The organism is Bradyrhizobium sp. KBS0727 (assembly GCF_005937885.2).
Lineage (GTDB): Bacteria > Pseudomonadota > Alphaproteobacteria > Rhizobiales > Xanthobacteraceae > Bradyrhizobium.
In genome coordinates this window covers 4,376,321-4,399,467 of record NZ_CP042176.1, presented here as the reverse complement: position 1 = coordinate 4,399,467, position 23,147 = coordinate 4,376,321, and the positions used below count along the sequence as shown (strand labels likewise).

Annotated in this window: 33 protein-coding genes; 30 read left to right on the top strand and 3 right to left on the bottom strand. The window is 63.6% G+C overall.

The features are described from left to right. Positions 1-8 precede the first annotated feature (8 nt). From rplB to rplQ, 23 genes are all read left to right on the top strand, one after another. Positions 9-842 (top strand): 50S ribosomal protein L2, encoded by an 834-nt coding sequence (rplB, locus tag FFI89_RS20560; RefSeq protein ID WP_138829491.1) that lies wholly within the window; start codon positions 9-11, stop codon positions 840-842. A 12-nt stretch (positions 843-854) separates the two neighbouring features. Then, positions 855-1,133, top strand: coding sequence for a 30S ribosomal protein S19 (gene rpsS, locus FFI89_RS20555; RefSeq protein ID WP_027536815.1), 279 nt, complete (start codon positions 855-857; stop codon positions 1,131-1,133). 10 nt (positions 1,134-1,143) lie between these two features. Continuing rightward, a complete protein-coding gene (rplV, locus tag FFI89_RS20550) occupies positions 1,144-1,530 on the top strand; it encodes a 50S ribosomal protein L22 (RefSeq protein ID WP_138829490.1) in 387 nt (128 codons plus the stop codon). Between the two features lie 17 nt (positions 1,531-1,547). Next, positions 1,548-2,246, top strand: coding sequence for a 30S ribosomal protein S3 (gene rpsC / locus FFI89_RS20545; protein WP_027536813.1), 699 nt, complete (start codon positions 1,548-1,550; stop codon positions 2,244-2,246). Positions 2,247-2,275: 29 nt separating this feature from the next. After that, on the top strand, positions 2,276-2,689 hold the full coding sequence (gene rplP, locus FFI89_RS20540) for a 50S ribosomal protein L16 (protein WP_027536812.1): 414 nt from the start codon (positions 2,276-2,278) through the stop codon (positions 2,687-2,689). Positions 2,690-2,694: 5 nt separating this feature from the next. Next, positions 2,695-2,901, top strand: a complete 207-nt coding sequence (rpmC, locus tag FFI89_RS20535; RefSeq protein WP_027536811.1) for a 50S ribosomal protein L29 — start codon at positions 2,695-2,697, stop codon at positions 2,899-2,901. A gap of 10 nt (positions 2,902-2,911) precedes the next feature. Next, positions 2,912-3,160 (top strand): 30S ribosomal protein S17, encoded by a 249-nt coding sequence (gene rpsQ, locus FFI89_RS20530; protein ID WP_009797129.1) that lies wholly within the window; start codon positions 2,912-2,914, stop codon positions 3,158-3,160. An 81-nt stretch (positions 3,161-3,241) separates the two neighbouring features. Then, complete coding sequence (rplN, locus tag FFI89_RS20525) at positions 3,242-3,610, top strand: 50S ribosomal protein L14 (protein WP_011473865.1); 369 nt, start codon at positions 3,242-3,244, stop codon at positions 3,608-3,610. After that, positions 3,610-3,924: a 50S ribosomal protein L24 gene (rplX, locus tag FFI89_RS20520; RefSeq protein WP_074828498.1), complete on the top strand. Its 315-nt coding sequence runs from the start codon at positions 3,610-3,612 to the stop codon at positions 3,922-3,924. The genes rplN and rplX overlap by 1 nt, the downstream gene beginning before the upstream one ends. Further along, a complete protein-coding gene (gene rplE / locus FFI89_RS20515) occupies positions 3,917-4,474 on the top strand; it encodes a 50S ribosomal protein L5 (protein ID WP_138829489.1) in 558 nt (185 codons plus the stop codon). Before rplX ends, rplE begins: the two co-directional genes overlap by 8 nt. A 44-nt stretch (positions 4,475-4,518) precedes the next feature. Then, complete coding sequence (gene rpsN, locus FFI89_RS20510; RefSeq protein ID WP_074828504.1) at positions 4,519-4,824, top strand: 30S ribosomal protein S14; 306 nt, start codon at positions 4,519-4,521, stop codon at positions 4,822-4,824. Positions 4,825-4,837: 13 nt separating this feature from the next. Further along, the gene (rpsH, locus tag FFI89_RS20505; protein WP_138829488.1) at positions 4,838-5,236 is read left to right on the top strand and encodes a 30S ribosomal protein S8; all 399 of its coding nucleotides are present in this window, start codon (positions 4,838-4,840) and stop codon (positions 5,234-5,236) included. A gap of 15 nt (positions 5,237-5,251) precedes the next feature. After that, positions 5,252-5,785, top strand: coding sequence for a 50S ribosomal protein L6 (gene rplF / locus FFI89_RS20500; RefSeq protein WP_074828506.1), 534 nt, complete (start codon positions 5,252-5,254; stop codon positions 5,783-5,785). Positions 5,786-5,796: 11 nt separating this feature from the next. After that, positions 5,797-6,156 (top strand): 50S ribosomal protein L18, encoded by a 360-nt coding sequence (rplR, locus tag FFI89_RS20495; protein ID WP_027536805.1) that lies wholly within the window; start codon positions 5,797-5,799, stop codon positions 6,154-6,156. Between the two features lie 62 nt (positions 6,157-6,218). Beyond that, on the top strand, positions 6,219-6,794 hold the full coding sequence (gene rpsE / locus FFI89_RS20490) for a 30S ribosomal protein S5 (RefSeq protein ID WP_092516570.1): 576 nt from the start codon (positions 6,219-6,221) through the stop codon (positions 6,792-6,794). A 35-nt stretch (positions 6,795-6,829) separates the two neighbouring features. After that, positions 6,830-7,024, top strand: a complete 195-nt coding sequence (rpmD, locus tag FFI89_RS20485; RefSeq protein WP_138829487.1) for a 50S ribosomal protein L30 — start codon at positions 6,830-6,832, stop codon at positions 7,022-7,024. Between the two features lie 73 nt (positions 7,025-7,097). After that, the gene (gene rplO, locus FFI89_RS20480; RefSeq protein ID WP_138829486.1) at positions 7,098-7,586 is read left to right on the top strand and encodes a 50S ribosomal protein L15; all 489 of its coding nucleotides are present in this window, start codon (positions 7,098-7,100) and stop codon (positions 7,584-7,586) included. A gap of 147 nt (positions 7,587-7,733) precedes the next feature. Then, entirely contained in the window at positions 7,734-9,065 is a 1,332-nt protein-coding gene (secY, locus tag FFI89_RS20475; RefSeq protein ID WP_074828514.1) for a preprotein translocase subunit SecY, read from the top strand. Between the two features lie 91 nt (positions 9,066-9,156). Beyond that, entirely contained in the window at positions 9,157-10,032 is an 876-nt protein-coding gene (locus FFI89_RS20470) for an adenylate kinase (RefSeq protein ID WP_138829485.1), read from the top strand. Positions 10,033-10,218: 186 nt separating this feature from the next. Continuing rightward, complete coding sequence (gene rpsM, locus FFI89_RS20465) at positions 10,219-10,587, top strand: 30S ribosomal protein S13 (RefSeq protein ID WP_027536799.1); 369 nt, start codon at positions 10,219-10,221, stop codon at positions 10,585-10,587. 125 nt (positions 10,588-10,712) lie between these two features. After that, complete coding sequence (rpsK, locus tag FFI89_RS20460; protein ID WP_006021048.1) at positions 10,713-11,102, top strand: 30S ribosomal protein S11; 390 nt, start codon at positions 10,713-10,715, stop codon at positions 11,100-11,102. A 113-nt stretch (positions 11,103-11,215) separates the two neighbouring features. Then, positions 11,216-12,247 carry a DNA-directed RNA polymerase subunit alpha gene (locus tag FFI89_RS20455; protein ID WP_074832144.1) on the top strand — a complete coding sequence of 344 codons (1,032 nt, stop codon included), beginning with the start codon at positions 11,216-11,218 and terminating at the stop codon, positions 12,245-12,247. A gap of 165 nt (positions 12,248-12,412) precedes the next feature. Then, entirely contained in the window at positions 12,413-12,829 is a 417-nt protein-coding gene (gene rplQ, locus FFI89_RS20450) for a 50S ribosomal protein L17 (protein ID WP_138829484.1), read from the top strand. Positions 12,830-13,071: 242 nt separating this feature from the next. On the opposite strand, the gene FFI89_RS20445 is transcribed toward rplQ, so the two are convergent. Next, entirely contained in the window at positions 13,072-14,085 is a 1,014-nt protein-coding gene (locus tag FFI89_RS20445; RefSeq protein WP_138829483.1) for a zinc-binding alcohol dehydrogenase family protein, read from the bottom strand. 120 nt (positions 14,086-14,205) lie between these two features. Between FFI89_RS20445 and FFI89_RS20440 the strand changes: the two genes are divergently transcribed. From FFI89_RS20440 to FFI89_RS20430, 3 genes are all read left to right on the top strand, one after another. Next, positions 14,206-14,583, top strand: coding sequence for a helix-turn-helix domain-containing protein (locus tag FFI89_RS20440; RefSeq protein WP_138829482.1), 378 nt, complete (start codon positions 14,206-14,208; stop codon positions 14,581-14,583). Positions 14,584-14,678: 95 nt separating this feature from the next. Continuing rightward, entirely contained in the window at positions 14,679-16,082 is a 1,404-nt protein-coding gene (locus FFI89_RS20435; RefSeq protein ID WP_246669201.1) for a DegQ family serine endoprotease, read from the top strand. Beyond that, a complete protein-coding gene (locus FFI89_RS20430; protein WP_138829481.1) occupies positions 16,079-17,410 on the top strand; it encodes a replication-associated recombination protein A in 1,332 nt (443 codons plus the stop codon). Before FFI89_RS20435 ends, FFI89_RS20430 begins: the two co-directional genes overlap by 4 nt. Positions 17,411-17,450: 40 nt before the next feature. Here the strand turns inward: FFI89_RS20430 and FFI89_RS20425 are convergent, their stop codons facing one another. Further along, positions 17,451-18,392: an alpha/beta hydrolase gene (locus FFI89_RS20425; RefSeq protein WP_138829480.1), complete on the bottom strand. Its 942-nt coding sequence runs from the start codon at positions 18,390-18,392 to the stop codon at positions 17,451-17,453. Between the two features lie 206 nt (positions 18,393-18,598). On the opposite strand from FFI89_RS20425, the gene FFI89_RS20420 reads away from it, so the two are divergent. Then, entirely contained in the window at positions 18,599-19,792 is a 1,194-nt protein-coding gene (locus FFI89_RS20420) for an RluA family pseudouridine synthase (RefSeq protein ID WP_138829479.1), read from the top strand. 25 nt (positions 19,793-19,817) lie between these two features. On the opposite strand, the gene FFI89_RS20415 is transcribed toward FFI89_RS20420, so the two are convergent. Continuing rightward, on the bottom strand, positions 19,818-20,270 hold the full coding sequence (locus FFI89_RS20415; protein WP_138829478.1) for a hypothetical protein: 453 nt from the start codon (positions 20,268-20,270) through the stop codon (positions 19,818-19,820). A 73-nt stretch (positions 20,271-20,343) separates the two neighbouring features. On the opposite strand from FFI89_RS20415, the gene FFI89_RS20410 reads away from it, so the two are divergent. From FFI89_RS20410 to FFI89_RS20400, 3 genes are all read left to right on the top strand, one after another. Continuing rightward, complete coding sequence (locus tag FFI89_RS20410) at positions 20,344-21,117, top strand: ATP12 family chaperone protein (protein ID WP_138829477.1); 774 nt, start codon at positions 20,344-20,346, stop codon at positions 21,115-21,117. 70 nt (positions 21,118-21,187) lie between these two features. Then, positions 21,188-22,810, top strand: a complete 1,623-nt coding sequence (locus FFI89_RS20405) for a flagellar hook-length control protein FliK (protein ID WP_138829476.1) — start codon at positions 21,188-21,190, stop codon at positions 22,808-22,810. Next, entirely contained in the window at positions 22,807-23,073 is a 267-nt protein-coding gene (locus FFI89_RS20400) for an EscU/YscU/HrcU family type III secretion system export apparatus switch protein (protein ID WP_138829475.1), read from the top strand. The genes FFI89_RS20405 and FFI89_RS20400 overlap by 4 nt, the downstream gene beginning before the upstream one ends. Positions 23,074-23,147 lie beyond the last annotated feature (74 nt).

Sequence of the window (23,147 nt, the reverse complement as noted above, 5' to 3'; positions counted from 1 at the left end):
ATATAGCGATGGCATTGAAAAAATTTAATCCGACGACGCCGGGCCAGCGCCAGCTGGTGATGGTCGACCGTTCGGCGCTCTACAAGGGCAAGCCGGTCAAGTCGTTGACCGAAGGCAAGATCAGCAATGGCGGCCGCAACAACACCGGCCGTATCACTGTTCGCTTTCGTGGCGGTGGCCACAAGAAGGCGTACCGCATGGTCGACTTCAAGCGGAACAAGGTCGACGTGCCTGCCGTGGTCGAGCGGCTGGAATACGATCCGAACCGCACCGCGTTCATCGCGCTGATCAAGTATCAGGACGGTGAGCAGGCCTATATCCTGGCGCCGCAGCGGCTGGCCGTTGGCGACACGATCGTTGCCGGCAACTACGTCGACGTGAAGCCGGGCAATGTCATGCCGCTCGGCAACATGCCGATCGGCACCATCGTCCACAACATCGAGATGAAGATCGGCAAGGGTGGCCAGATCGCACGTTCGGCTGGTACTTACGCCCAGCTTGTCGGCCGCGATCAGGACTACGTCATTATGCGCCTGAACTCGGGCGAGCAGCGCCTGGTGCACGGCCGTTGCCGCGGCACCATCGGCGCGGTGTCGAACCCCGACCACATGAACATCTCGATCGGCAAGGCCGGCCGTACCCGCTGGCTGGGCTGGCGTCCGCATAACCGCGGCGTCGTCATGAACCCGATCGACCATCCGCACGGCGGCGGCGAAGGCCGCACCTCGGGCGGCCGCCACCCGGTTACGCCGTGGGGCAAGCCGACCAAGGGCAAGAAGACCCGTTCGAACAAGTCGACCAACAGATTCATTCTCCTAAGCCGCCACAAGCGGAAGAAGTAAGGAACGCCGGACATGGTTCGTTCAGTCTGGAAAGGCCCGTTCGTCGAGGGTTCTCTGCTCAAGAAGGCAGATGCCGCGCGCGCGTCCGGTCGCCACGACGTCATCAAAATCTGGAGCCGCCGCTCGACCATCCTGCCGCAGTTCGTCGGTTTGGTCTTCGGCGTCTACAACGGCCAGAAGCATGTGCCGGTGTCGGTCAACGAGGAAATGGTGGGTCACAAGTTCGGCGAGTTCTCGCCGACCCGTACCTTCCATGGCCATTCTGGCGACAAGAAAGCCAAGAAGGCTTGAGGAATAGACGATGAGCAAACCAAAGCGCGAACGTAGCCTCGCGGACAACGAGGCCAAGGCGGTGGCCCGGATGCTGCGCGTCAGCCCGCAGAAGCTCAATCTTGTCGCGCAGCTGATCCGCGGCCGGAAGGCTTCGGCCGCACTCGCCGACCTGCAGTTCTCGCGCAAGCGGATCGCGGTCGACGTCAAGAAGTGCCTGGAATCGGCGATCGCCAACGCCGAGAACAACCACGACCTCGAGGTCGACGATCTCGTCGTCGCCGAGGCGCATGTCGGCAACGGCATCGTGATGAAGCGTTTTGCACCGCGCGGCCGTGGCCGTTCGGGCCGTGTGTTTAAACCGTTCTCGCACCTGACCATCGTGGTTCGTCAGGTCGAGGCCGAGGCTGGCGCTTAAGGGCGCGGGAGAAGACGATGGGTCAAAAGATCAATCCAATCGGACTGCGTCTCGGCATCAACCGTACGTGGGATTCCCGTTGGTTCGCCGGCAAGAACGAATACGGCAAGCTGTTGCATGAGGACGTCAAGATCCGCGAGATCCTGCACAAGGAGCTCAAGCAGGCGGCTGTCGCCCGCATCGTGATCGAGCGTCCGCACAAGAAGTGCCGCGTGACGATCCACTCGGCGCGTCCGGGCGTCGTGATCGGCAAGAAGGGCGCCGACATCGACAAGCTGCGCAAGCGGGTTGCCGACATCACGGACTCCGACGTCGTCATCAACATCGTCGAAATCCGCAAGCCCGAGCTCGACGCCACCCTGGTCGCCGAATCGATCGCGCAGCAGCTTGAGCGCCGCGTCGCGTTCCGCCGCGCCATGAAGCGGGCGGTGCAGTCGGCGATGCGTCTCGGCGCCGAAGGCATTCGTATCAACTGCTCGGGCCGTCTCGGCGGCGCCGAAATCGCGCGCATGGAATGGTATCGCGAAGGCCGCGTGCCGCTGCACACGCTGCGCGCCGACATCGATTACGGCGTAGCGACCGCGTTCACCACGTTCGGCACCTGCGGCGTCAAGGTCTGGATCTTCAAGGGCGAAATCCTCGAGCACGATCCGATGGCCCAGGACAAGAAGATGGCCGAAGGCGACAATTCACGGCCGCGCCGCGACGCGGCGTGAGACACAGAAAAGGTTTGAGGGCGTAAGCCATGATGCAACCAAAGAAAACGAAGTTCCGGAAGGCGCATAAGGGCCGTATCCACGGCGTTGCGACTTCGGGCGCGACGTTGTCGTTCGGTCAGTTCGGCCTGAAGGCGATGGCGCCAGAGCGCATCACCGCCCGTCAGATCGAGGCCGCACGCCGCGCGCTGACCCGTCACATGAAGCGCGCCGGCCGCGTCTGGATCCGGATTTTTCCGGACCTGCCGGTGTCGAAGAAGCCCGCTGAAGTCCGCATGGGTTCCGGCAAGGGTACGCCGGAATTGTGGGTGGCGCGGGTCAAGCCCGGCCGCGTGATTTTCGAGATCGACGGCGTCACGGTGCAGACCGCGAAGGAAGCGCTCTCGCTCGCCGCCGCCAAGCTGCCGATCAAGACGCGCTTCGTCGCGCGCATTGCGGAGTAACTGTCATGGCCGAGATGAAAACCGCCGACATTCGCGCGATGAGCGACGATCAGAGGGACGACGCCGTCCTCAATCTGAAGAAAGAGCGCTTCAACCTGCGTTTCCAGCGCGCCACCGGGCAGCTGGAAAACACCTCGCGGCTGCGTGAAGCCCGTCGCGATATCGCCCGCATCAAGACCATCGCCGCGCAAACGCGCGCGAAGAAGAAGTAAGAGGCCTGATATGCCGAAACGTACCCTTCAGGGCGTGGTCGTGAGCGACAAGCAAGCCAAGACGGTGGTGGTGCGCGTCGATCGCCGCTTCACCCATCCGATCTACAAGAAGACGATCCGTCGCTCCAAGAACTATCACGCGCACGACGAGAACAACGAGTTCAAGCCGGGCGACATGGTGTGGATCGAGGAAAGCAAGCCGATCTCGAAGTTGAAGCGTTGGACGGTTGTCCGGGGCGAGCAGAAGAAAACGGCCTGAGGCAGCCCGGCTTTCGCCGGACTGGTTTTGGGAAAATTTTAGGCGCGATCTAGCGCATCAGAAAGAGGACGAGGTGCATCAATGATTCAGATGCAGACCAACCTCGACGTGGCCGATAATTCAGGCGCACGCCGTGTCATGTGCATCAAGGTGCTCGGGGGCTCCAAGCGCCGCTATGCAACCGTGGGCGACGTTATCGTCGTGTCGATCAAGGAAGCGATTCCGCGCGGCAAGGTGAAGAAGGGCGACGTGATGAAGGCCGTCGTGGTGCGAGTCCGCAAGGACATCCGCCGCGCTGACGGTTCCGTCATCCGCTTCGACCGCAACGCCGCCGTGCTGATCAACAACCAGTCGGAGCCCGTCGGCACCCGTATCTTCGGGCCGGTGCCGCGCGAGCTGCGTGCCAAGAACCACATGAAAATCATTTCGCTTGCGCCGGAGGTGCTGTGATGGCTGCCAAGATCCGGAAGGGTGACAAGGTCATCGTGCTGAACGGCCGCGACAAGGGCCGCACCGGCGAAGTATTCGAGGTCCGCCCCGCCGACAACAAGGCGTTGGTGCGCGGCGTCAACCTGGTGAAGCGTCACCAGAAGCAGACCCAGGCTCAGGAAGGCGGCATCGTCTCCAAGGAGGCGCCGATCCACCTGTCGAACATCGCGTATGTCGGCAAGGACGGCAAACCGACCCGCGTGGGCTTCAAGATTCAGGCTGATGGCAAGAAGGTACGCATTGCCAAGAGCTCGGGAGCAGAGATCGATGGCTGATACCGCTTACGTTCCGCGCCTGCGCGCGGAGTATGACCAGAGCATTCGCAGCAAGCTGACCGAACAGTTCGGCTATGCCAACGTCATGCAGGTGCCGCGCCTGGACAAGGTCGTGCTCAACATGGGCGTCGGCGAGGCCGTCAACGACCGCAAAAAGGCCGAAACCGCCGCCAACGACCTGTCGTTGATCGCGGGCCAGAAGGCGGTCGTGACCTATTCGCGGGTCGCTATCGCAACCTTCAAGCTGCGTGAAAACCAGCCGATCGGCTGCAAGGTCACGCTGCGCAAGGCCAAAATGTACGAGTTCATCGATCGCCTGGTGAACGTCGCGCTGCCGCGCGTGCGCGACTTCCGCGGCCTCAACCCGAAGAGCTTCGACGGCCGCGGCAACTATTCGCTCGGCATCAAGGAGCACATCATTTTCCCCGAAATCGACTTCGACAAGGCCGGGGAATCATGGGGCATGGACATCACCGTTTGCACCACGGCGACGACCGACGACGAGGCGCGTGCCTTGTTGACCGCATTCAATTTCCCGTTCCGGCAGTGAGACGCAGTTAAAGCCTCTCAAACGCGGAAACCCAGGAGCCAAGCATGGCAAAGAAGAGTTCGATCGAGAAGAACAACCGGCGCAAGCGGATGACCAAGAACGCCGCTCCGGCGCGCGCGCGGCTGAAGGCGATCATCGCCGACAAGACCAAGCCGATGGAAGAGCGGTTCGCCGCGACCCTGAAGCTGTCCGAGATGCCGCGCAATTCGTCGGCAACCCGGATCCGCAACCGCTGCGAACTGACCGGCCGTCCGCGTTCGGTCTATCGCAAGAACAAGCTCAGCCGCATCGCGCTGCGTGAACTCGGCTCCAAGGGCCTGGTTCCCGGGCTCGTGAAGTCGAGCTGGTAAAGGGGGGCGTCAGATGTCAACGCACGATCCGATCAGCGATCTCATCACCCGCATCCGCAACGCGCAGATGCGTGCCAAGTCCAAGGTCTCGACCCCGGGCTCGAAGATGCGCGCCAGCGTGCTCGAAGTGCTGAAGAGCGAAGGCTACATCCGTGGCTACGCCAGCGTCGAACATTCGTCCGGCCGCAGCGAGCTCGAGATCGAGCTGAAGTATTTCGACGGCGAGCCCGTCATTCGCGAGATCGAGCGCGTCTCCAAGCCGGGCCGTCGGGTTTACGCCTCGGTGAAGAACCTGCCGCGCGTCAACAACGGTCTCGGTATTTCGGTTTTGTCGACACCAAAGGGAATCATGGCTGACCACGAAGCGCGTGACGCGAACGTGGGCGGCGAAGTTCTCTTCACGGTGTTCTGAGGAAGGATTTGAGCCATGTCACGTGTTGGCAAACGGCCTGTGGCGATCCCGTCCGGTGTGACGGCGAACGTCGAAGGGCAGACGGTCAAGATGAAGGGGCCGAAGGGCCAGCTTCAGTTCGTCGTGCATGACGACGTTGAGGTGAAGTTCGAGGACGGCGCGGTCAAGGTCGCGCCGCGGCTGAAGACCAACCGCGCCCAGGCCATGTACGGCACTGCGCGCGCGCAGGTCGCCAACCTGGTCGAAGGCGTCACCAAGGGCTTCGAGAAGAAGCTCGAGATCACCGGCGTCGGTTACCGCGCCGCGCTGCAGGGCAAGAACCTGCAGCTCGCGCTCGGCTACAGCCACGATGTCGTCTACGCGATCCCGGAAGGCATCACCATTGTGGTGCCGAAGCCGACCGAAATCACGATCACGGGCACCGACTCGCAGCGTGTCGGCCAGGTCGCCGCCGAGATCCGCGCCTACCGTCCGCCGGAGCCCTACAAGGGCAAGGGCGTGAAGTACGCCAACGAATTCATCTTCCGCAAGGAAGGCAAGAAGAAGTAACGGAGCCGGTCATGTCACTCAAGGTAACGAATGCCCGGCGCAAGCAGCGAGTGCGCAACTCGCTACGCCGGTCCGCCAACGGGCGCCCGCGTCTGTCCGTGTTCCGTTCGTCGAAGCACATCTATGCGCAGGTCATCGACGACCTGAAGGGCGAGACGCTGGCTTCAGCGTCGTCGCTGGAAAAGGCGATGCGCGAAACCGGCAACACCGGCGCCAACATCGATGCGGCCAAGGCCGTCGGCAAGCTGCTGGCGGAACGCGCCGTGAAGAACGGTGTCAAGGAAGTGATTTTCGATCGCGGCGGCTACCTCTATCACGGGCGCGTCAAGGCGCTCGCGGATGCGGCCCGCGAGAGCGGATTGAGCTTCTAAGGTTTTGGAATTGAACGGACACAACGACAAAGACGCAAGTCTTTCAAGGATTGGAAAACACCATGGCAGGTGAACGCGAACGCGGCGGTGGCGGCCACAGGGGCGGTCGGGAAGAGCGCGATAGCGAGTTCGTCGACAAGCTCGTCCACATCAATCGTGTGGCGAAGGTCGTCAAGGGCGGCAAGCGCTTCGGCTTTGCGGCGCTGGTCGTGATCGGCGACCAGAAGGGCCGGGTCGGTTTCGGCCACGGCAAGGCGCGCGAAGTGCCGGAAGCGATCCGCAAGGCGACCGAGTCGGCCAAGCGCAACCTGACGCGCGTTGCTCTGCGCGAAGGCCGCACGCTGCATCACGATATCGCCGGCCGCCACGGTGCGGGCCGCGTCTATCTGCGTGCAGCTCCGGCCGGTACCGGCATCATCGCCGGCGGCCCGATGCGCGCGGTGTTCGAAACGCTCGGTATCCAGGACGTGGTGGCGAAGTCGATCGGCTCGTCGAATCCCTACAACATGGTTCGCGCAACCTTCGACGCGCTGAAGCATCAGGATTCGCCGCGTTCGGTGGCGGCACGCCGCAACATCAAGGTGTCCACGCTGCAGTCGCGCCGCATCGGCGGCGATGCCGAAGTGGTGGCGGAATAACTGGCGCGATTTTAGCGCTTTTTGGAGTTACGACGATGGCCAAGGCCGTAAAGATGATCAAGGTCGAGCAGACCGGCAGCGCAATCCGCCGCCATCACTCGCAGCGTGCGACGCTGATCGGCCTCAAGCTCAACAAGATCGGTCGTGTGACCGAGTTGCAGGACACCCCTGCAATTCGCGGCATGATCGCCAAGGTTCAACATCTCGTTCGCGTCGTCGACGAGAAATAAGCTGGGGGCGTGATCCCGAAAATGGGACCGGTTTTCGGTCAAGATCATGCTCCAAGGATAAAGGAACGAAACGATGAAGCTCAGCGATATCGCCGACAACGCCGGCTCGCGCAAAAAGCGTATGCGCGTCGGCCGTGGCATCGGTTCAGGCAAGGGCAAGACTGCGGGCCGCGGCGGCAAGGGCCAGACCGCGCGTTCGGGCGTGCGCATCAAGGGCTTCGAGGGCGGCCAGATGCCGCTGCATCGTCGTCTGCCGAAGCGCGGCTTTACCAACATCTTCAAGCTCGATTTCGCCGAGATCAACCTGGACCGACTGCAGGAAGCCGTCGATGCCAAGCTGATCGACGCCAAGGACACCATCACCATTGAGTCTCTGGTGAAGGCCGGCGTGATGCGCCGCGCCAAGGACGGCCTGCGGCTGCTCGGCCGTGGCGAGCTCAAGTCCAAGCTGACCATCGAAGCCCATGGCGCCTCGAAGCCCGCGATCGCGGCGGTCGAGAAGGCCGGCGGTTCCGTGAAGATCCTCGCGCCGGCCAAGAAGGAAGACGGCGAGGCGGCGTAACATCTACGTCATCGCCCGCTTGCCGCGGGCGATCTGTCCAAGAGAACAATGGACTTATCGAGGCCGCGCACCAAATAATGTCCGGCGTCTGCCGATTGTCCCCGCTGGGGACAGCGGCCTTAAGGGGCGGCGGGAGAAAGTCTGAAAATGGTCTCAGCAGCAGAACAGCTTGCGGCAAACCTCAATTTCTCTGCGCTCGGCAAGGCCGACGAACTGAAGAAGCGCATCTGGTTCACACTGGGTGCGCTGCTTGTTTATCGGCTCGGCACCTACATCCCGCTGCCCGGCATCGATCCCGCGATCTGGGAACAGGTGTTCCGCTCGCAGGCCGGCGGCATCCTCGGCATGTTCAACATGTTCGCCGGCGGCGGCATCCACCGCATGGCGATCTTCGCGCTGAACATCATGCCGTACATCTCGGCATCGATCATCATCCAGCTCTTGACCACGGTTTCACCGCAGCTCGAGGCGCTGAAGAAGGAAGGCGAGTCCGGCCGCAAGACGCTGAACCAGTACACCCGCTATCTCACGGTGATTCTCGCCGCGTTCCAGTCCTACGGCATCGCGGTCGGCCTCGAAGGCGCCGGCAACGTCGTCAGCGATCCCGGGCTGTTCTTCCGTCTCTCGACCGCGGTCACGCTGACCGGCGGCACCATGTTCCTGATGTGGCTCGGCGAGCAGATCACCTCGCGCGGCATCGGCAACGGCATCTCACTGATCATTCTGTCCGGCATCGTCGCCGAGTTGCCCTCGGCGCTCGCCAACATGCTCGAACTGGGCCGCCAGGGCGCGCTGTCGACCGGGCTCATTCTCGTCGTGATCGTGATGGCGGTCGCCGTGATCGCCTTCATCGTCTTCATGGAACGCGCCCAGCGCCGCCTCCTGATCCAGTATCCGAAGCGCCAGGTCGGCAACAAGATGTTCGAGGGCCAGTCCTCGCATCTGCCGCTCAAGCTCAACACCTCGGGCGTGATCCCGCCGATCTTCGCCTCGTCGCTGCTGCTGCTGCCGACCACGGTCGCCAACTTCAACGCCGGCAAGGGTCCGGAATGGTTCCAGTGGATCACGACCCAGCTCGGCCACGGCCGTCCGCTGTTCCTGTTCCTCTACCTGGCGTTGATCGTGTTCTTCGCGTTCTTCTATACCGCGATCGTGTTCAATCCGACCGAGACCGCGGACAACCTGAAGAAGCATGGCGGTTTCATTCCCGGCATCCGTCCGGGCGAGCGCACCGCCGAATATATCGACTACGTGCTGTCGCGCGTCACGGTATTGGGTGCGATCTATCTGGCGATCGTCTGCCTGATTCCCGAAATTCTGATTTCCTACGCCTCGGTGCCGTTCTACTTTGGCGGAACCTCGCTTCTGATCGTCGTCAGCGTGACGATGGATACGGTGGCGCAGGTGCAGGGCTATCTGCTCGCCCATCAGTATGAAGGGCTGATCAGGAAGTCCAAGCTCAGGGGCCGCCGCCGCTGAGCGGCGGCATCCAGGACCGGCCTGAAGATCGGTCTGACATTCAATTCGAGGTGTGCGGGGGTTCGCTCACCAAGCCGGGGGGCGAATAGTCATGAGATTGATCCTTTTGGGACCGCCGGGCGCGGGCAAGGGGACCCAGGCGCAACGGCTGGTCCAGAAGTACGGTATCGTCCAGCTTTCGACCGGCGAGATGTTGCGCGCGGCGGTTGCAGCCGAGACGCCGATCGGCCTGCAGGCCAAGGACATCATGGCCAGCGGCGCGCTGGTGCCGGACGAGGTCGTGGTCGGGATTATTTCCGACCGTCTCGACCAGCCGGACATGAAGAACGGCTTCATCCTCGACGGCTTTCCGCGCACGGTGCCGCAGGCGGCCGCGCTCGATGACCTCCTGAAGCACAAGCACATCAAGCTCGACGCCGTGGTCGAGCTGCGCGTCAACGAGAGCGCGCTGCTCAGCCGCGTCGAGACGCGCGTCGCCGAAATGCGCGCCCGCGGCGAGGAAGTGCGAATCGATGACACCCCGGAAGTGCTGTCGAAGCGGCTGGCGAGCTATCGCTCGCAGACCGAGCCGCTGATTCACTATTATTCGGAGCGGCGGAAGCTGTTGACGGTCGACGGCATGATGACCATCGAGCACGTCACTCGCGAGATCAACCGGATACTGTCCGCGATCGGGGCGGTGGAACTCAAGGCGGCCGCAGCGAAGGCCGCCAGGCCGGCGGCCAAAAAGGCAGCCAAAACCGCCAAGAAGGTCGCCAAAACGGCTCCGAGGGCCGGGAAGGTGGCCTCCAAGGGCACCAAAAAGGCTACCAAGAAGACCGGCCGCAAGGCCGCTCCAGCCGCCAAGTCGAAGGCGGCGAAGAAACCCAGCGCGGCCAAGAAGCCCAAAAAAGCGGCAAAGAAGGTAGCCAAAAGCACCGTCCGGAACCTTGCGAAAAAGGTCACGAAAAAGCGAGCTAAACGCTAGGGACGGTTGACGAAACCGAGTTGAATCCTTTAATAAGCCTCGCATCCAAGTCGGATAGTTATTTGACGATGCCGGGCCCCGAAGAAGTTGAGGGGAAGGGCGTCGTGTTCGCGTTTGCGGATACCTGCCCGAGTTAGCACAGAACAAAAGCCGCTCCGCGAGGGATCGGCGACAGGAGAGAAGTCCGTGGCCCGTATTGCCGGCGTGAATATCCCGACCAACAAGCGCGTTCTGATCGCGCTTCAGTACATCCATGGTATCGGCCAGAAGAACGCTGCCGAGATCATCGAGAAGGTGAAGATCCCCGAGGATCGTCGTGTCAGCCAGCTGAGCGACCAGGAAGTCCTGCAGATCCGCGAAGTGATCGACCGCGACTATCTGGTCGAGGGCGACCTTCGCCGCGAAGTCGGCATCAACATCAAGCGTCTGATGGACCTCGGCTGCTATCGCGGCCTGCGCCATCGTCGTGGTCTGCCGGTGCGCGGTCAGCGTACCCACACCAACGCGCGCACGCGCAAGGGCCCGGCCAAGTCGATCGCCGGCAAGAAGAAGTAAGTTTGCGAATAGCGAATAGGGAGTGGCGAATAGTTTTCATTCGCTACTCGCCATTCGCTACTCGCGTTTTTAGGTGTAGCCGCTGGCATTACGGCGGCGTTTGAGATCACAGGAAAGGTTTTGGAATGGGCAAGGAAGCCACCCGCGTACGCCGCCGCGAACGCAAGAACATCGCATCCGGCATCGCGCACGTGAATTCGTCGTTCAACAACACGACCATCACCATCACCGACGCGCAGGGCAACACCATTGCCTGGTCGTCGGCCGGCACGATGGGCTTCAAGGGCTCGCGCAAGTCGACCCCTTATGCCGCGCAGGTCGCGGCCGAAGACGTTTCCAAGAAGGCGCAGGAACACGGCATGCGCACGCTGGAAGTGGAAGTTGCCGGTCCGGGTTCGGGCCGTGAGTCGGCGCTTCGCGCGCTGCAGGCGGCGGGTTTCACCGTCACTTCGATCCGTGACGTGACGACGATCCCGCACAATGGCTGCCGTCCGCGCAAGCGCCGGCGCGTTTGATATTCGATCGCGGGCGGGGACGTTCCGTCCGCTGATTGCTTTTGGAATTTTGACTGCCGCGGACTGATCCGCGATCTCCAACGCCAGTGATCTGGACGCAGATTGATTGGCCCATGGGTGACAAAGTGACGATCCAGAAAAATTGGCAAGAACTGATTCGACCGAACAAGCTGCAGGTAACGCCTGGCACCGACGCGACCCGTTTTGCAACCGTCGTCGCCGAACCGCTCGAGCGCGGCTTCGGCCAGACGCTCGGCAACGCGCTGCGCCGCATCCTTCTCTCGTCGTTGCAGGGTGCCGCGGTGCAGTCGGTCCACATCGACGGCGTGCTGCACGAGTTCTCCTCGATCGCTGGCGTTCGTGAAGACGTCACCGACATCGTGCTCAACATCAAGGACATCTCGATCAAGATGCAGGGCGAAGGCCCCAAGCGCATGGTCGTCAAGAAGTCCGGTCCGGGCGTGGTCACCGCCGGTGACATCCAGACCGTCGGCGACGTTGTGGTGCTCAATCCCGACCTGCAGATCTGCACGCTCGACGAGGGCGCGGAAATCCGCATGGAATTCACCGTTGCGTCCGGCAAGGGCTATGTCGCCGCCGAGCGTAACCGTCCGGAAGACGCGCCGATCGGCCTGATCCCGGTCGACAGCCTGTTCTCGCCCGTGCGCAAGGTCTCCTACAAGGTCGAGAACACCCGCGAGGGCCAGATCCTCGACTACGACAAGCTGACCATGACGATCGAGACCAACGGCGCGATCACGCCGGAAGACTCGGTGGCCTATGCCGCCCGCATCCTGCAGGACCAGCTCAACGTGTTCGTTAACTTCGAAGAGCCGCGCAAGGAAGTGGCGCAGGAGATCATTCCCGATCTCGCGTTCAACCCGGCGTTCCTCAAGAAGGTCGACGAACTCGAACTGTCGGTGCGTTCGGCAAACTGCCTGAAGAACGACAACATCGTCTACATCGGCGACCTCGTGCAGAAGTCGGAAGCGGAAATGCTCCGCACCCCGAACTTCGGCCGCAAGTCGCTGAACGAGATCAAGGAAGTGCTGGCCCAGATGGGTCTGCATCTCGGCATGGAAGTGCCCGGTTGGCCGCCGGAGAATATCGACGAGTTGGCCAAGCGTTTCGAAGACCACTATTGATTATTGTCATTCCGGGGCGATGCGCGAGCATCGAACCCGGAATCTCGAGATTCCGGGTCTGGTGCTAACGCACCATCCCGGAATGACTGGGGCGAACGCAGGCAGCCCACCTGAGCAACATGTCCGACGAACCGTCGCGACGAAGAGAAATCAAGGAATAGTCCAATGCGTCACGGCAAGGTTCATCGCAAGCTCAACCGCACCGCGGAACATCGCAAGGCGATGTTCGCCAACATGTGCGCCGCGCTGATCAAGCACGAACAGATCGTCACCACGCTGCCGAAGGCCAAGGAATTGCGCCCGATCGTGGAGAAGCTGGTCACCCTCGGCAAGAAGGGCGGCCTCTCGATGCGCCGCCAGGCGATCAGCGAAATGCGCGACCTCGATCAGGTCCGCAAGCTGTTCGACGTGCTGGCGACCCGCTACAAGGACCGCCAGGGCGGCTACACCCGCATCATCAAGGCCGGCTTCCGCTACGGCGACAACGCGCCGATGGCCGTGATCGAATTCGTCGACCGCGACGTCGACGCCAAGGGCCTCGATTCCGGCCCGGTGCAGGAAAAGGCCTCTGAAGTGGCGTAAGCCTTTCGCAGGATCAAGGTTTCAAAAGCGGCGCCTCCGGGCGCCGCTTTTTTGTTGGGGGCATTGGGGATGGTCAGCGTTGCCGTCATTGCGAGCCAACGGGTCGCGCGAATGCGCGCCCGATGACAGGCTCCGCGAAGCAATCCATGTTCACCGCGCAGGGATAGAATGGATTGCTTCCGCCTTCGCTCGTTGAGCTACGGCGGACAAGTCGTCGCTTGCGCTCCTCGCAATGACCGCGCCTACCACCCCTCCAGCACGATCTTGCCGCGCGACTTGCCGCTTTCCAGCAGCGCATGCGCGCGCTTGAGATTGGCGGCGTTGATGGTGCCGAACGTCTGGTCCAGCGTGGTGCGCAGCACACCCTTGTCGATGAGGTCGGCGACGTCGTTGAGCAGGTTATGCTGGGCGATCATGTCCGGCGTCTGGAACGACGAGCGCGTAAACATCGATTCCCAGTGCACTGAAATGGCCTTGCCCTTGAAGGCGCTCAAGGTGAATTCCGGGGGATCGTCGATCAGTCCGAACTTGCCCTGCGGCGCCATGAAATCGGCGATCGCCTTGTAGTGCTGTTCGGTGAAGGTGAGGCTGGCGACCAGCGCTACCGGCGGCAGTTTCAGCTTCTCGATCTGCTCCTTCATCGGCTTGCCGTGATCGATCACGGCATGCGCGCCGAGATCGAGGCACCATTTCTGCGATTCCGGCCGCGTCGCGGTCGCGACCACCGTGAGCCCGGTGAGGCGGCGCGCAAGCTGGATCAGGATCGAGCCGACGCCGCCGGCACCGCCGGTGATCAACAGCGTGCGCGGATCGACGCTCTTGCCGGGCACGGCGCCGAGGCGATCGAACAGCAATTCCCAGGCGGTGATCGAGGTCAGCGGCAGGGCTGCGGCCTGAGCGAACGACAGCGACTTCGGCTTGGCGCCGACGATACGCTCGTCGACCAGATGGAATTCCGAATTGGTGCCCTGGCGCAGGATCGAGCCGGCGTAGAACACTTCGTCGCCCGGCTTGAACAGCGTGACGTCGGGGCCGACGACATCGACGACGCCGGCGGCGTCGTAACCGAGAATCTTGGTTTGGCCCTCGGGCGGGGCGGCGCGCTTGCGGACCTTGTAGTCGACCGGGTTGGCCGAGATCGCCTTGACGGCGACCCTGATGTCGCGCCCCTTCGGTTCCGGGTTGGCAGTCTCGAAATCGATCAGTGAATCCGCATCCTCAATGGGGAGCGATTTTTTGTATCCGACGGCCTTCATGCCCTGTCTCCATCTGCTCGCGACTGCGCCCGCCTCGTAATTGTCGAGGTAGCGCCAAATTGGCAAGTACTGTAAATTCAGGGAACTAGTCCCTGTTCGTATACTATTGAGAAAATCTCGATGAAACGGAAGAATTTTGCCCATCGGCCCGGTTGCGCGGTCGAGGCAACGCTCGATCTGATCGATGGCAAGTGGAAGGGCGTGATTCTGTTTCACCTGCAGGCCGGCACCCAGCGCTTCGGGGAGCTGCGGCGGCGGATGCCGGGGATTACCCAGCGCATGCTGACCAAGCAGCTTCGCGCGCTCGAGGATGACAAGCTTGTGATCCGCAAGGTCTATGCCGAGGTCCCGCCGCGGGTCGAATACACGTTGTCCGACATCGGCGAGAGCCTGCGTCCGGTGATCGACACGCTGCGCGCCTGGGGCGAGGGGCACCAGGAAAGATTATCCTGCGCGCCAGCGCCGGATCCGATCAAAACGCCGAGCCAGGCGGCCTGAAAGAAAGCCGGGAGCAGCTGGTGCCGCTCCCGGACCTCCCTTTTATTGGCGCGGCTAAAAGTCTATATTCCACCGGTCTTTAGCCGAGGATTTGCATGTTACGATTCCCGCCTCTCGCCGCTGCGATCATTGGCCTTTTCCTCGCCTTTTCCGGCGGCAGCGCAAGCGCCCAGGACCGCCGCGTTCCGGCGTCGGCGGCCGAACTGCGGCTGTCCTACGCCCCGATCGTGCAGCGCGTGCAGCCGGCGGTGGTGAACGTCTACGCCGCCAAGACCGTGCAGAACCGCAACCCGCTGCTCGACGATCCGATCTTCCGCCGTTTCTTCGGCGTCCCCGGCCAGCAGCCCGAGCAGATGCAGCGTTCGCTCGGATCGGGCGTGATGGTCGATGCCTCCGGCCTCGTCGTCACCAACAACCACGTCATCGAAGGCGCCGACCAGGTCAAGGTCTCGCTCGCCGACAAGCGCGAGTTCGAGGCCGAGATCGTGCTGAAGGACAGCCGCACCGATCTCGCCGTGCTGCGCCTGAAAGACACCAAGGAGAAGTTCGCGACGCTCGACTTCGCCAATTCGGATGAGTTGCTGGTCGGCGACGTCGTGCTGGCGATCGGCAACCCGTTCGGCGTCGGCCAGACCGTGACGCATGGCATCATCTCGGCGCTGGCGCGCACGCAGGTCGGTATCACCGACTACCAGTTCTTCATCCAGACCGATGCCGCGATCAATCCCGGCAATTCCGGCGGCGCGCTGGTCGACATGACCGGCAAGCTCGCCGGCATCAACACCGCGATCTTCTCGCGTTCCGGCGGCTCGCAGGGCATCGGCTTCGCCATTCCGGCCAACATGGTGCGCGTCGTCGTCGCCTCCGCCAAGGGTGGCGGCAAGGCGGTGAAGCGGCCGTGGCTGGGCGCCCGGCTGCAGGCGGTGACGCCTGAAATCGCCGAGACGCTGGGGCTGAAGCTGCCGAATGGCGCCCTGGTCGCCAATGTCGCGCCGAACAGCCCGGCGGCGCGTGCTGGCCTGAAACTGTCCGACCTGATCGTCGGGATCGAAGGGCAGGCGATCGACGATCCCAACGCGTTCGACTATCGCTTCGCCACCCGCCCGCTGGGCGGTAACGCGCAGATCGACGTGCAGCGCGCCGGCAAGACCGTGAAACTGACGGTGCCGCTGGAAACCGCGCCCGATACCAACCGTGACGAAATCACGCTCTCTGCGCGCTCGCCGTTCCAGGGCGCCAAGGTAGCCAACATTTCGCCGGCAGTCGCCGATGAGCTGCACCTGGATTCGCAGACCGAAGGTGTCGTGGTGATCGATCTCGAGGATGGCGGCACCGCCGCCAGCGTCGGATTCCAGAAGGGCGACATCATTCTCGCGGTCAACAACCAGAAGATCACCAAGACCAGCGATCTCGACAAGGCGTCGAAAGTGGCGTCCAGGCTCTGGCGCATCACCGTGGTACGCGGCGGCCAGCAGATCAACGTGACGCTGGGCGGATGAGCCCGAAACAGCCCCGCGAGGCGGTCAATCTCTTCGCCGCGGCGGGGATGGAGCAGGACGCGCCGCGGCCGTTGCCGGACCGGTTGCGCCCGCAGGCGCTGTCCGACGTCGTCGGTCAGGACCACATCCTCGGCCCGGACGGCGCGCTGACGCGGATGCTGGAGACGCGCACGCTGGGCTCGCTGGTGTTCTGGGGACCGCCCGGCACCGGCAAGACCACGGTGGCGCGGCTGCTGGCGGATGCCACCGAACTGCATTTCGAGCAGATCTCGGCGGTGTTTTCCGGCGTCGCCGACCTGAAAAAGGTGTTCGACGCCGCCCGTGCCCGCCGCGAGATGGGCAAGGGCACATTGTTGTTTGTCGACGAGGTGCATCGTTTCAACCGCGCGCAGCAGGATTCGTTTCTGCCCGTGATGGAAGACGGCACCGTGGTGCTGGTCGGCGCCACCACCGAAAACCCGTCGTTCGAGCTCAACGCCGCCTTGCTGTCGCGGGCGCGCGTGCTGGTGTTTCATTCGCTCGATCCGCTCGCGGTCGAACAGCTCTACGCCCACGCCGAAAAGGTCGAGGGCAAAAAACTGCCGCTCGATGCCGAAGCGCGCGCCGTGCTGGTGCGGATGGCCGACGGCGACGGCCGCGCCGCCTTGACGCTCGCCGAAGAAGTCTGGCGTGCCGCGCGCAAGGACGAAGTGTTCAACGCCGAGCAGTTGCAGGACATCCTGCAGCGCCGGGCGCCGATCTACGACAAGTCCGCCGACGGACATTACAACCTGATCTCGGCATTGCATAAATCGGTGCGCGGCTCCGATCCCGATGCGGCGCTGTACTATCTCGCGCGCATGATGGATGCCGGCGAGGACCCGCTGTTCCTGGCGCGCCGCGTGGTGCGGATGGCGGTCGAGGACATCGGTCTCGCCGATCCGCAGGCGCTGGTGATCTGCAACGCCGCCAAGGACGCCTATGATTTTCTCGGCCATCCCGAAGGCGAACTTGCGATCGCGCAGGCCGTGATCTATCTCGCTACCGCGCCGAAATCCAACGCCGCCTACAAGGCGTTTGGGGCGGCGATGCGCGCGGCCAAGGAGGGCGGTTCGCTGCTGCCGCCGAAACACATTCTGAACTCGCCGACCAAGCTGATGAAGCAGGAAGGCTATGGCGGCGGCTACGAATACGACCACGACGCGCCGGACGCGTTCTCCGGCCAGGATTACTTCCCGGAAGCGCTGGGGCGACAGACCTTTTACGACCCGCCCGACCGCGGTTTCGAGCGTGAGATCCGCAAAAGGCTGGATTATTGGGCGAAGTTGCGAAGAGAGCGGGGCGGTTAGCTGCTGTCATCCACTCCGTCATGCCCGGCCTCGAAGGCCGCTACTTCCCCGTCTTCACAAACGCCAATATCTCATCCGTCAACCGCGTATCCGAAGTGTTGATCGCATACGCTTCCGACATGTGGCTGTGCTGCGGCAGCATCGTCGCGTGCGCGCAACCGCTCGGCCGTTTGCAACTCGCCTGCTTCAAGAGCTCGAACTCTTCGACAAAGCGGGGCGGGTCGAGTTCGGCGGACGCGATCATCAGCGGCGTTTTCGTCGCAAGCAGGCCGGCCAACGCGGAACGTTCGGCATAGCGCGAGGGGTCGGAGCCGTAGTAGGCGATCTCGCCAGCGCCGAGCGGCGCCTTACCCAGCTCATAGAGACCCGACACCATCACCGCGCCGGCGAGGCCGCCATCTTTCACTTTGTAGAATTCGGGATGCGAGACGTAATTGGCGACATGGATCGCGCCGGCCGAATGCCCCATCAGATAGATACGCGCAGGATCGCCGCCGCGCGCGCCGATCTGGCCGGCGACCCAGGCGACGACGGCGGCGACGTCTTCGGAGCCCGCCGGCCAGGGCGACTGCGGCGCCAGCCGGTAGGTGGCGTTGACGCCGACAAAGCCGGTCTTCACCGCCCACAGCATGACGTTGTCGTAGAACGGGCTGCCGGGCCCGCGCTTGTTGCCGGCGAGGAAGCCGCCGCCATGGATGAAAATCAGCACCGGCCGCGCGGCTGAATTCGCCTCCGGCGTGAAGACGTCGAGCAAGTGTCGATCGTCCGGGCCGTATTTGACGTCCCGCTCGGTCTTGACGCCCTGATACGGCTCCTGCTGCTGCATCGGCACATAAAGTGCGGCGGTCTTGGGCGGGTCGATGACGCGGCCGATTTCCAGCAGTTTCCAGGCCACATCCTCCGGCATCGGGGGCTGCTGCGCCCACGCGGAGCCTGCCACCAGCGCCGCCATCACCGCCAAGCCCGATTTTACCAGCGCCATCTCCAGCCCCCCGTGTTTTCTGTCTGTTTGGCCCAGCATGACCGATCCCGAGGCTGATCCCAAGGCTGAATTGTACTGATTTCACCGTGACGATTCGCGACATTTGGGCTACCCAACGGCTTAGATCCTTTAGTTTTGACGCGTTTTCTTCATGCGAACCGCTGCACATTTCGCTCGAAAACGCTTTGGCCGGAGCCGCACCCACCATGAGCCGTCGCGTCAAGAGACCTCTCCGCCCGGCGGGCGATCGCCCCAAGGGCGCTCGTCCGTATCGGGGCTCGCAGGCCGAGCGGCCCCCGCACCGGGCCGGCGGCAAGGCGCCGCCGCGGTCCCCGCCTGCTGCGCCCCGCGCGCCGAAGCCGTTTGTGGCGGAGCCCGAGAAGGTCGTCGTCGAGCCGCCGCCGCTGCCGACAAAGGTCCAGACCGTCGTCGTGACGGCGGACGAGAACAACATGCGGGTCGATCGCTTTCTCGAAGCGCGTTTTCCCGGCCTGTCGTTCTCCCATATCCAGCGCATCGTCCGTAAAGGCGAGTTGCGCGTCAACGGCAAGCGCGCCGACAGCAAGGACCGGATCGAGGAGGGGCAGAGCATTCGCATTCCGCCGCTCAAGCTCGACACGCCGAAGGCCGCCGGCCAGCTCTCGGAAGCCGGCACCAAGACGCTGCAGGCGCTCAAGGACATGATCCTGTTCGAGGACGCCGACGTCATGGTGCTGAACAAGCCCGCAGGGCTGGCGGTGCAGGGCGGCTCCGGCATCACGCGCAACGTCGACGACATGCTGGAAGTGATGCGCGATGCCAAGGGGCAAAAACCGCGTTTGGTGCACCGGCTCGACAAGGAAACCGCGGGCTGTCTCCTGATCGCCAAGACGCGCTTCGCCGCAACGGCCTTGACCGGCTCGTTCCGTCACCGCTCGGCGCGAAAAATCTACTGGGCGCTGGTCGCCGGCGTGCCGAAGCCGAAGCAGGGCCGCATCTCGACCTACCTCGCAAAGGAAGAGAGCGAAGACGACACCATCATGCGGATCGCCAAGCACGGCGACGAGGGGGCGAGCCACGCGGTGACCTATTACGCTGTCGTCGAAACCTCGGCGCAGAAACTCGCCTGGGTGTCGCTGAAGCCGGTGACCGGGCGAACCCATCAACTGCGCGCGCATATGGCGCATATCGATCATGCCATTATCGGTGATCCCAAATATTTCAACAAGGAGAACTGGGATTTGCCGGGCGGCCTGCAGAAGCGCCTGCATCTGCTGGCGCGCCGGATCGTGATCCCGCATCCGCGCGGCGGCGTGATCGACGCGACCGCGCCGTTGCCGCCGCACATGCTGCAATCCTGGAACCTGCTCGGGCTGGAAGCCGACCGGTTCGATCCGATCGAGAACGCGCCGGAGGAATAGCGCGGACGCAACAGCTTCTCGTCCGTCAGCGCCGGAACTGGTCGAGGAACAGCCGCAGGGAGTCATGCGGGCTTTCGACGTCCGAGATCACCCAGCCGTCGGGGCCGTTGACGACGATGAAATTCAGCGTGATGGCCCGGCCGTGGTTGTCGAAGCTGACGGCGACATAGGTCTTGTCGAATTGCTTGCGCAGGATCGCGGTCGAAACCGGACCCAGCTTCCAGGTCGGGCTTTGAACCAGAAAATCATAGGGCGGATCGCGCGGGGCGGTCCACGCATCGCGCAGGCCTGGGTCGAAGAACTGGCGTGCGGTCTCGGGGTCGCGCGGCAGGCCCTTGGAGAGTTCCGAGGCGCCGTTGCCGTAATAAGCATAGACGTTGCGGACCAGCGATTCCGGCGACCGGAACCCGGCCTCGGCCCGCGCGCCGCCAAGGCAGGCCAGCAGGCCAAGAATCACAAAACGCTTCAACGGCCTCATCAGCTTTCTTTGCACCGACCGATATCGTATTGTGAGGGCTAGATTATCACCTTCCTCCGGAAGCCGAAAACCCATGCGTGAACTATTCGACGAGGTCGCCGGACAGTCTCAGCTCGATCCGGAGGAGGCGGTGCGGCGCGCCACACGTAACCCGCAGCGCAAGCGTTTTTACAAGACCGCAGGCGTTGCCGAGGCGGAGGGCGGCTTTGCCGTGACGCTCGACGGCAAGCGGATCCGCTCGCCTTCCGGACGCCATGTCGTTGCGCCCAGCCGCGAGATTGCCGAGGCGATCGCGGCGGAATGGGAGGCGCAGAGCGAGACCATCGATCCCCTGACCATGCCGCTGACGCGCTTCGCCAATAGCGTCGCCGAAGTCGGCGACCGCGTCGATGCGGTGGCCGAGGACGCCGCGAAATACCTCGGCACCGATCTGCTGTTCTACCGCGCCGGCCATCCCGAGGCGCTGGTGGCAAGGGAGGCCGCGCGGTGGGACCCGGTGCTGTCCTGGGCTGCGACCCAGCTTGGCGCCCATTTCATCCTCTCTGAAGGCATCGTGCATGTCACCCAACCGGAGCAGGCGATCAAGGCGACGCGGGCGGTGTTTCCGGCCGACCCCTGGCAGGTCGCAGCACTCCATGTGGTGACGACCTTGACCGGTTCGGCGCTGCTGGCGCTGGCACTGCTGCGCGGGGTGCTGGACGCGGAGCAGGTCTGGACCGCGGCCCATGTCGATGAGGACTGGAATATCGAAAAATGGGGCCTGGACGAGGAAGTCGCGGCCCGCCGCGCCGCTCGCCTGGTGGATTTCAGGGCCGCCGCGACCATTCTGAAGGCGCTCAAAGGCTGATCGGCTCGCCCGGTTAACGAGAGGTTTACGCCGCCGGGCTAGGTTTCGGGCCTGGCCGAGACCTCAAGACATGGCGATTTCGATCAATCCCGTGAGTCCCGTAGCTGCCGCCCAACAGGTTGGCGGCGTGGCGCCCGAGCTCGTGCTGCAGCCGGGAACCGTGGTCAACGCCCAGGTGCTGCAGGTTCTCTCCGCCGATCTGGTGCGGATCGCGATCGCCAGCCTCTCGATCGACGTCGGCACGCAAATTCCGCTGCAGCAGGGGCAGGCCCTGCAGTTGGCCGTCTCGCAGACCAGCGACGGCATCCGCCTCGCGCTGGTCGGACAGGGCGGCGACGCGGCCGGCGTATCGCCGGATGTCGTGACGCTGTCATCAGGCGCGCAGGTCGGTGTCGCCAGCCGTCCGACCATTGTCGCGCCAAAGAGCGTGTTGACGCCGATCGAGCGCGCGGCGGTGTCGGCGGCGGTGCAGACCGCGGCCACCGAGCAGGACAGCCTGGCGCCGTTGTTTGCCAATCTCGGCGCCGCCGCATCGTCGGGTAATCTGCCGGCGAAGCTGCAGCAGGCCATTGCGCAGGTGCTGGCGCAGCAGACCAGCCTCGACCACAATCTCGACGGCAGCGATATCAAGACCGCGTTTCAGAAATCCGGCATTTTGCTGGAAGCCTCGCTGGCATCCGGTTCGGTGCCGCCGTCCGGCGCGCCTGATCTGAAGGCCGCGCTGATCGTGCTACGCCAGACGCTGCAAACCGCGCTCGGCACCAGCGCGACGGTCACAACGCCGACTGCGTCGGTTGCGACGCAAGCGGCAACGCAAAACGCTTCGGCGGCGCCAAGTCTTGCACCGTCAAGTCTTGCACCGTCAAGTCTTGCGCCGTCCTCGCAGGAGCTCGTTGTCCAGGAAATATTGCTGCCGCAGGCGCGCGTCGCCGTGGCCGAGGACCTCGTGCAAACCGTTGCCGCCGGCCGCACTACGCTGGCGTCGGCCCTGCACGCCGGACCGACCGCGGGCGCGACCTTGAACCTGTTGCAGGAAGCGCTGCAGGAGCTCGGCAACCCGGCGCGGGCAGCAGTTACGCTGAAGGACATGCGCGGCGGCGACGTGACCTTCCATACCAATACCCCGCCGCCGCCGTTCCGCGGGTCGGCGCCGACGCCGCAGCCGATCGCTTCGCCTTCGATCGCGCCGGATGCGCCGCTCGCCACCACCGCGCACCATCTGCTCGACAACACCGATGCGGCGATCGCGCGGCAAACCCTGTTGCAGGTCGCCTCGCTGCCGGACCGTATCGACGCCGCGGGGCCGCGCATCGATACCACGGCGCCAAACTGGAATTTCGAGATTCCGTTTGTGACGCCGCAGGGCACGGCGATGGCGCAGTTCGAGATCTCCCGCGACGGCGGCGGCCAAGAGGTCGAAGCCGCCAAGCGGGTATGGCGGGCGCGTTTCTCGATCGACGTCGAACCGTCAGGTCCGATCCATGCGCAGGTTTCGCTGACCGGCGACAAGACCTCGGTGCGGATGTGGGCGGAACGGCCTGCGACCGCGGTGCAACTGCGCGCCGGCGTCTCGCAACTGAGCCAGGCGCTTAGCCGTGCCGAGCTGCAAACCGGCGACATCGTGATCCGTGACGGCAACCCGCCGCAGGCCACGCCGGCGCGCGCCGGGCATTTCCTGGATCGCGCGCTATGAGCGTCGATGTCAGGAACCAGCTTGCGGTCGCGCTGCACTATGACAAGACCGGCGCGCCGCGGGTCGTTGCCAAGGGCAAGGGCGTCATCGGCGCCAAGATCATCGAAGTCGCCAAACAGCACGACATCCCGATCGAGGAGAACGAGGTGCTGGCCGGCGCCTTGTCCAATGTCGAGCTCGGCGACGAAATCCCGGCGGAGCTGTATAAGGCGGTTGCCGAAGTCTTGATTTTCGTGCTTCGGCTGTCGGGCAGAATCCGCTAGAAACCCGTTAAGCTAAGCCCTCGCTGTCATCGTTTTACCACGATGCCGACAGCATCGTTCCCATGGCCCTCAAC

Coding starts and splice junctions, on each gene's coding strand:
- rplV (WP_138829490.1), top strand. CDS start 1,144: ATGAGCAAACCAAAGCGCGAACGTAGCCTCGCGGACAACGAGGCCAAG.
- rpmC (WP_027536811.1), top strand. CDS start 2,695: ATGGCCGAGATGAAAACCGCCGACATTCGCGCGATGAGCGACGATCAG.
- FFI89_RS20410 (WP_138829477.1), top strand. CDS start 20,344: ATGCGTGAACTATTCGACGAGGTCGCCGGACAGTCTCAGCTCGATCCG.
- rplE (WP_138829489.1), top strand. CDS start 3,917: ATGGCTGATACCGCTTACGTTCCGCGCCTGCGCGCGGAGTATGACCAG.
- FFI89_RS20455 (WP_074832144.1), top strand. CDS start 11,216: ATGGGTGACAAAGTGACGATCCAGAAAAATTGGCAAGAACTGATTCGA.
- rplF (WP_074828506.1), top strand. CDS start 5,252: ATGTCACGTGTTGGCAAACGGCCTGTGGCGATCCCGTCCGGTGTGACG.
- FFI89_RS20420 (WP_138829479.1), top strand. CDS start 18,599: ATGAGCCGTCGCGTCAAGAGACCTCTCCGCCCGGCGGGCGATCGCCCC.
- FFI89_RS20435 (WP_246669201.1), top strand. CDS start 14,679: ATGTTACGATTCCCGCCTCTCGCCGCTGCGATCATTGGCCTTTTCCTC.
- rplR (WP_027536805.1), top strand. CDS start 5,797: ATGTCACTCAAGGTAACGAATGCCCGGCGCAAGCAGCGAGTGCGCAAC.
- FFI89_RS20440 (WP_138829482.1), top strand. CDS start 14,206: ATGAAACGGAAGAATTTTGCCCATCGGCCCGGTTGCGCGGTCGAGGCA.
- FFI89_RS20470 (WP_138829485.1), top strand. CDS start 9,157: ATGAGATTGATCCTTTTGGGACCGCCGGGCGCGGGCAAGGGGACCCAG.
- FFI89_RS20425 (WP_138829480.1), bottom strand. CDS start 18,392: ATGGCGCTGGTAAAATCGGGCTTGGCGGTGATGGCGGCGCTGGTGGCA.
- FFI89_RS20445 (WP_138829483.1), bottom strand. CDS start 14,085: ATGAAGGCCGTCGGATACAAAAAATCGCTCCCCATTGAGGATGCGGAT.
- FFI89_RS20405 (WP_138829476.1), top strand. CDS start 21,188: ATGGCGATTTCGATCAATCCCGTGAGTCCCGTAGCTGCCGCCCAACAG.
- rplX (WP_074828498.1), top strand. CDS start 3,610: ATGGCTGCCAAGATCCGGAAGGGTGACAAGGTCATCGTGCTGAACGGC.
- rplQ (WP_138829484.1), top strand. CDS start 12,413: ATGCGTCACGGCAAGGTTCATCGCAAGCTCAACCGCACCGCGGAACAT.
- rpsE (WP_092516570.1), top strand. CDS start 6,219: ATGGCAGGTGAACGCGAACGCGGCGGTGGCGGCCACAGGGGCGGTCGG.
- rpsS (WP_027536815.1), top strand. CDS start 855: ATGGTTCGTTCAGTCTGGAAAGGCCCGTTCGTCGAGGGTTCTCTGCTC.
- rplB (WP_138829491.1), top strand. CDS start 9: ATGGCATTGAAAAAATTTAATCCGACGACGCCGGGCCAGCGCCAGCTG.
- rpsQ (WP_009797129.1), top strand. CDS start 2,912: ATGCCGAAACGTACCCTTCAGGGCGTGGTCGTGAGCGACAAGCAAGCC.
- FFI89_RS20430 (WP_138829481.1), top strand. CDS start 16,079: ATGAGCCCGAAACAGCCCCGCGAGGCGGTCAATCTCTTCGCCGCGGCG.
- rpmD (WP_138829487.1), top strand. CDS start 6,830: ATGGCCAAGGCCGTAAAGATGATCAAGGTCGAGCAGACCGGCAGCGCA.
- rpsN (WP_074828504.1), top strand. CDS start 4,519: ATGGCAAAGAAGAGTTCGATCGAGAAGAACAACCGGCGCAAGCGGATG.
- FFI89_RS20415 (WP_138829478.1), bottom strand. CDS start 20,270: ATGAGGCCGTTGAAGCGTTTTGTGATTCTTGGCCTGCTGGCCTGCCTT.
- FFI89_RS20400 (WP_138829475.1), top strand. CDS start 22,807: ATGAGCGTCGATGTCAGGAACCAGCTTGCGGTCGCGCTGCACTATGAC.
- rplO (WP_138829486.1), top strand. CDS start 7,098: ATGAAGCTCAGCGATATCGCCGACAACGCCGGCTCGCGCAAAAAGCGT.
- rplN (WP_011473865.1), top strand. CDS start 3,242: ATGATTCAGATGCAGACCAACCTCGACGTGGCCGATAATTCAGGCGCA.
- rplP (WP_027536812.1), top strand. CDS start 2,276: ATGATGCAACCAAAGAAAACGAAGTTCCGGAAGGCGCATAAGGGCCGT.
- rpsH (WP_138829488.1), top strand. CDS start 4,838: ATGTCAACGCACGATCCGATCAGCGATCTCATCACCCGCATCCGCAAC.
- rpsK (WP_006021048.1), top strand. CDS start 10,713: ATGGGCAAGGAAGCCACCCGCGTACGCCGCCGCGAACGCAAGAACATC.
- rpsC (WP_027536813.1), top strand. CDS start 1,548: ATGGGTCAAAAGATCAATCCAATCGGACTGCGTCTCGGCATCAACCGT.
- secY (WP_074828514.1), top strand. CDS start 7,734: ATGGTCTCAGCAGCAGAACAGCTTGCGGCAAACCTCAATTTCTCTGCG.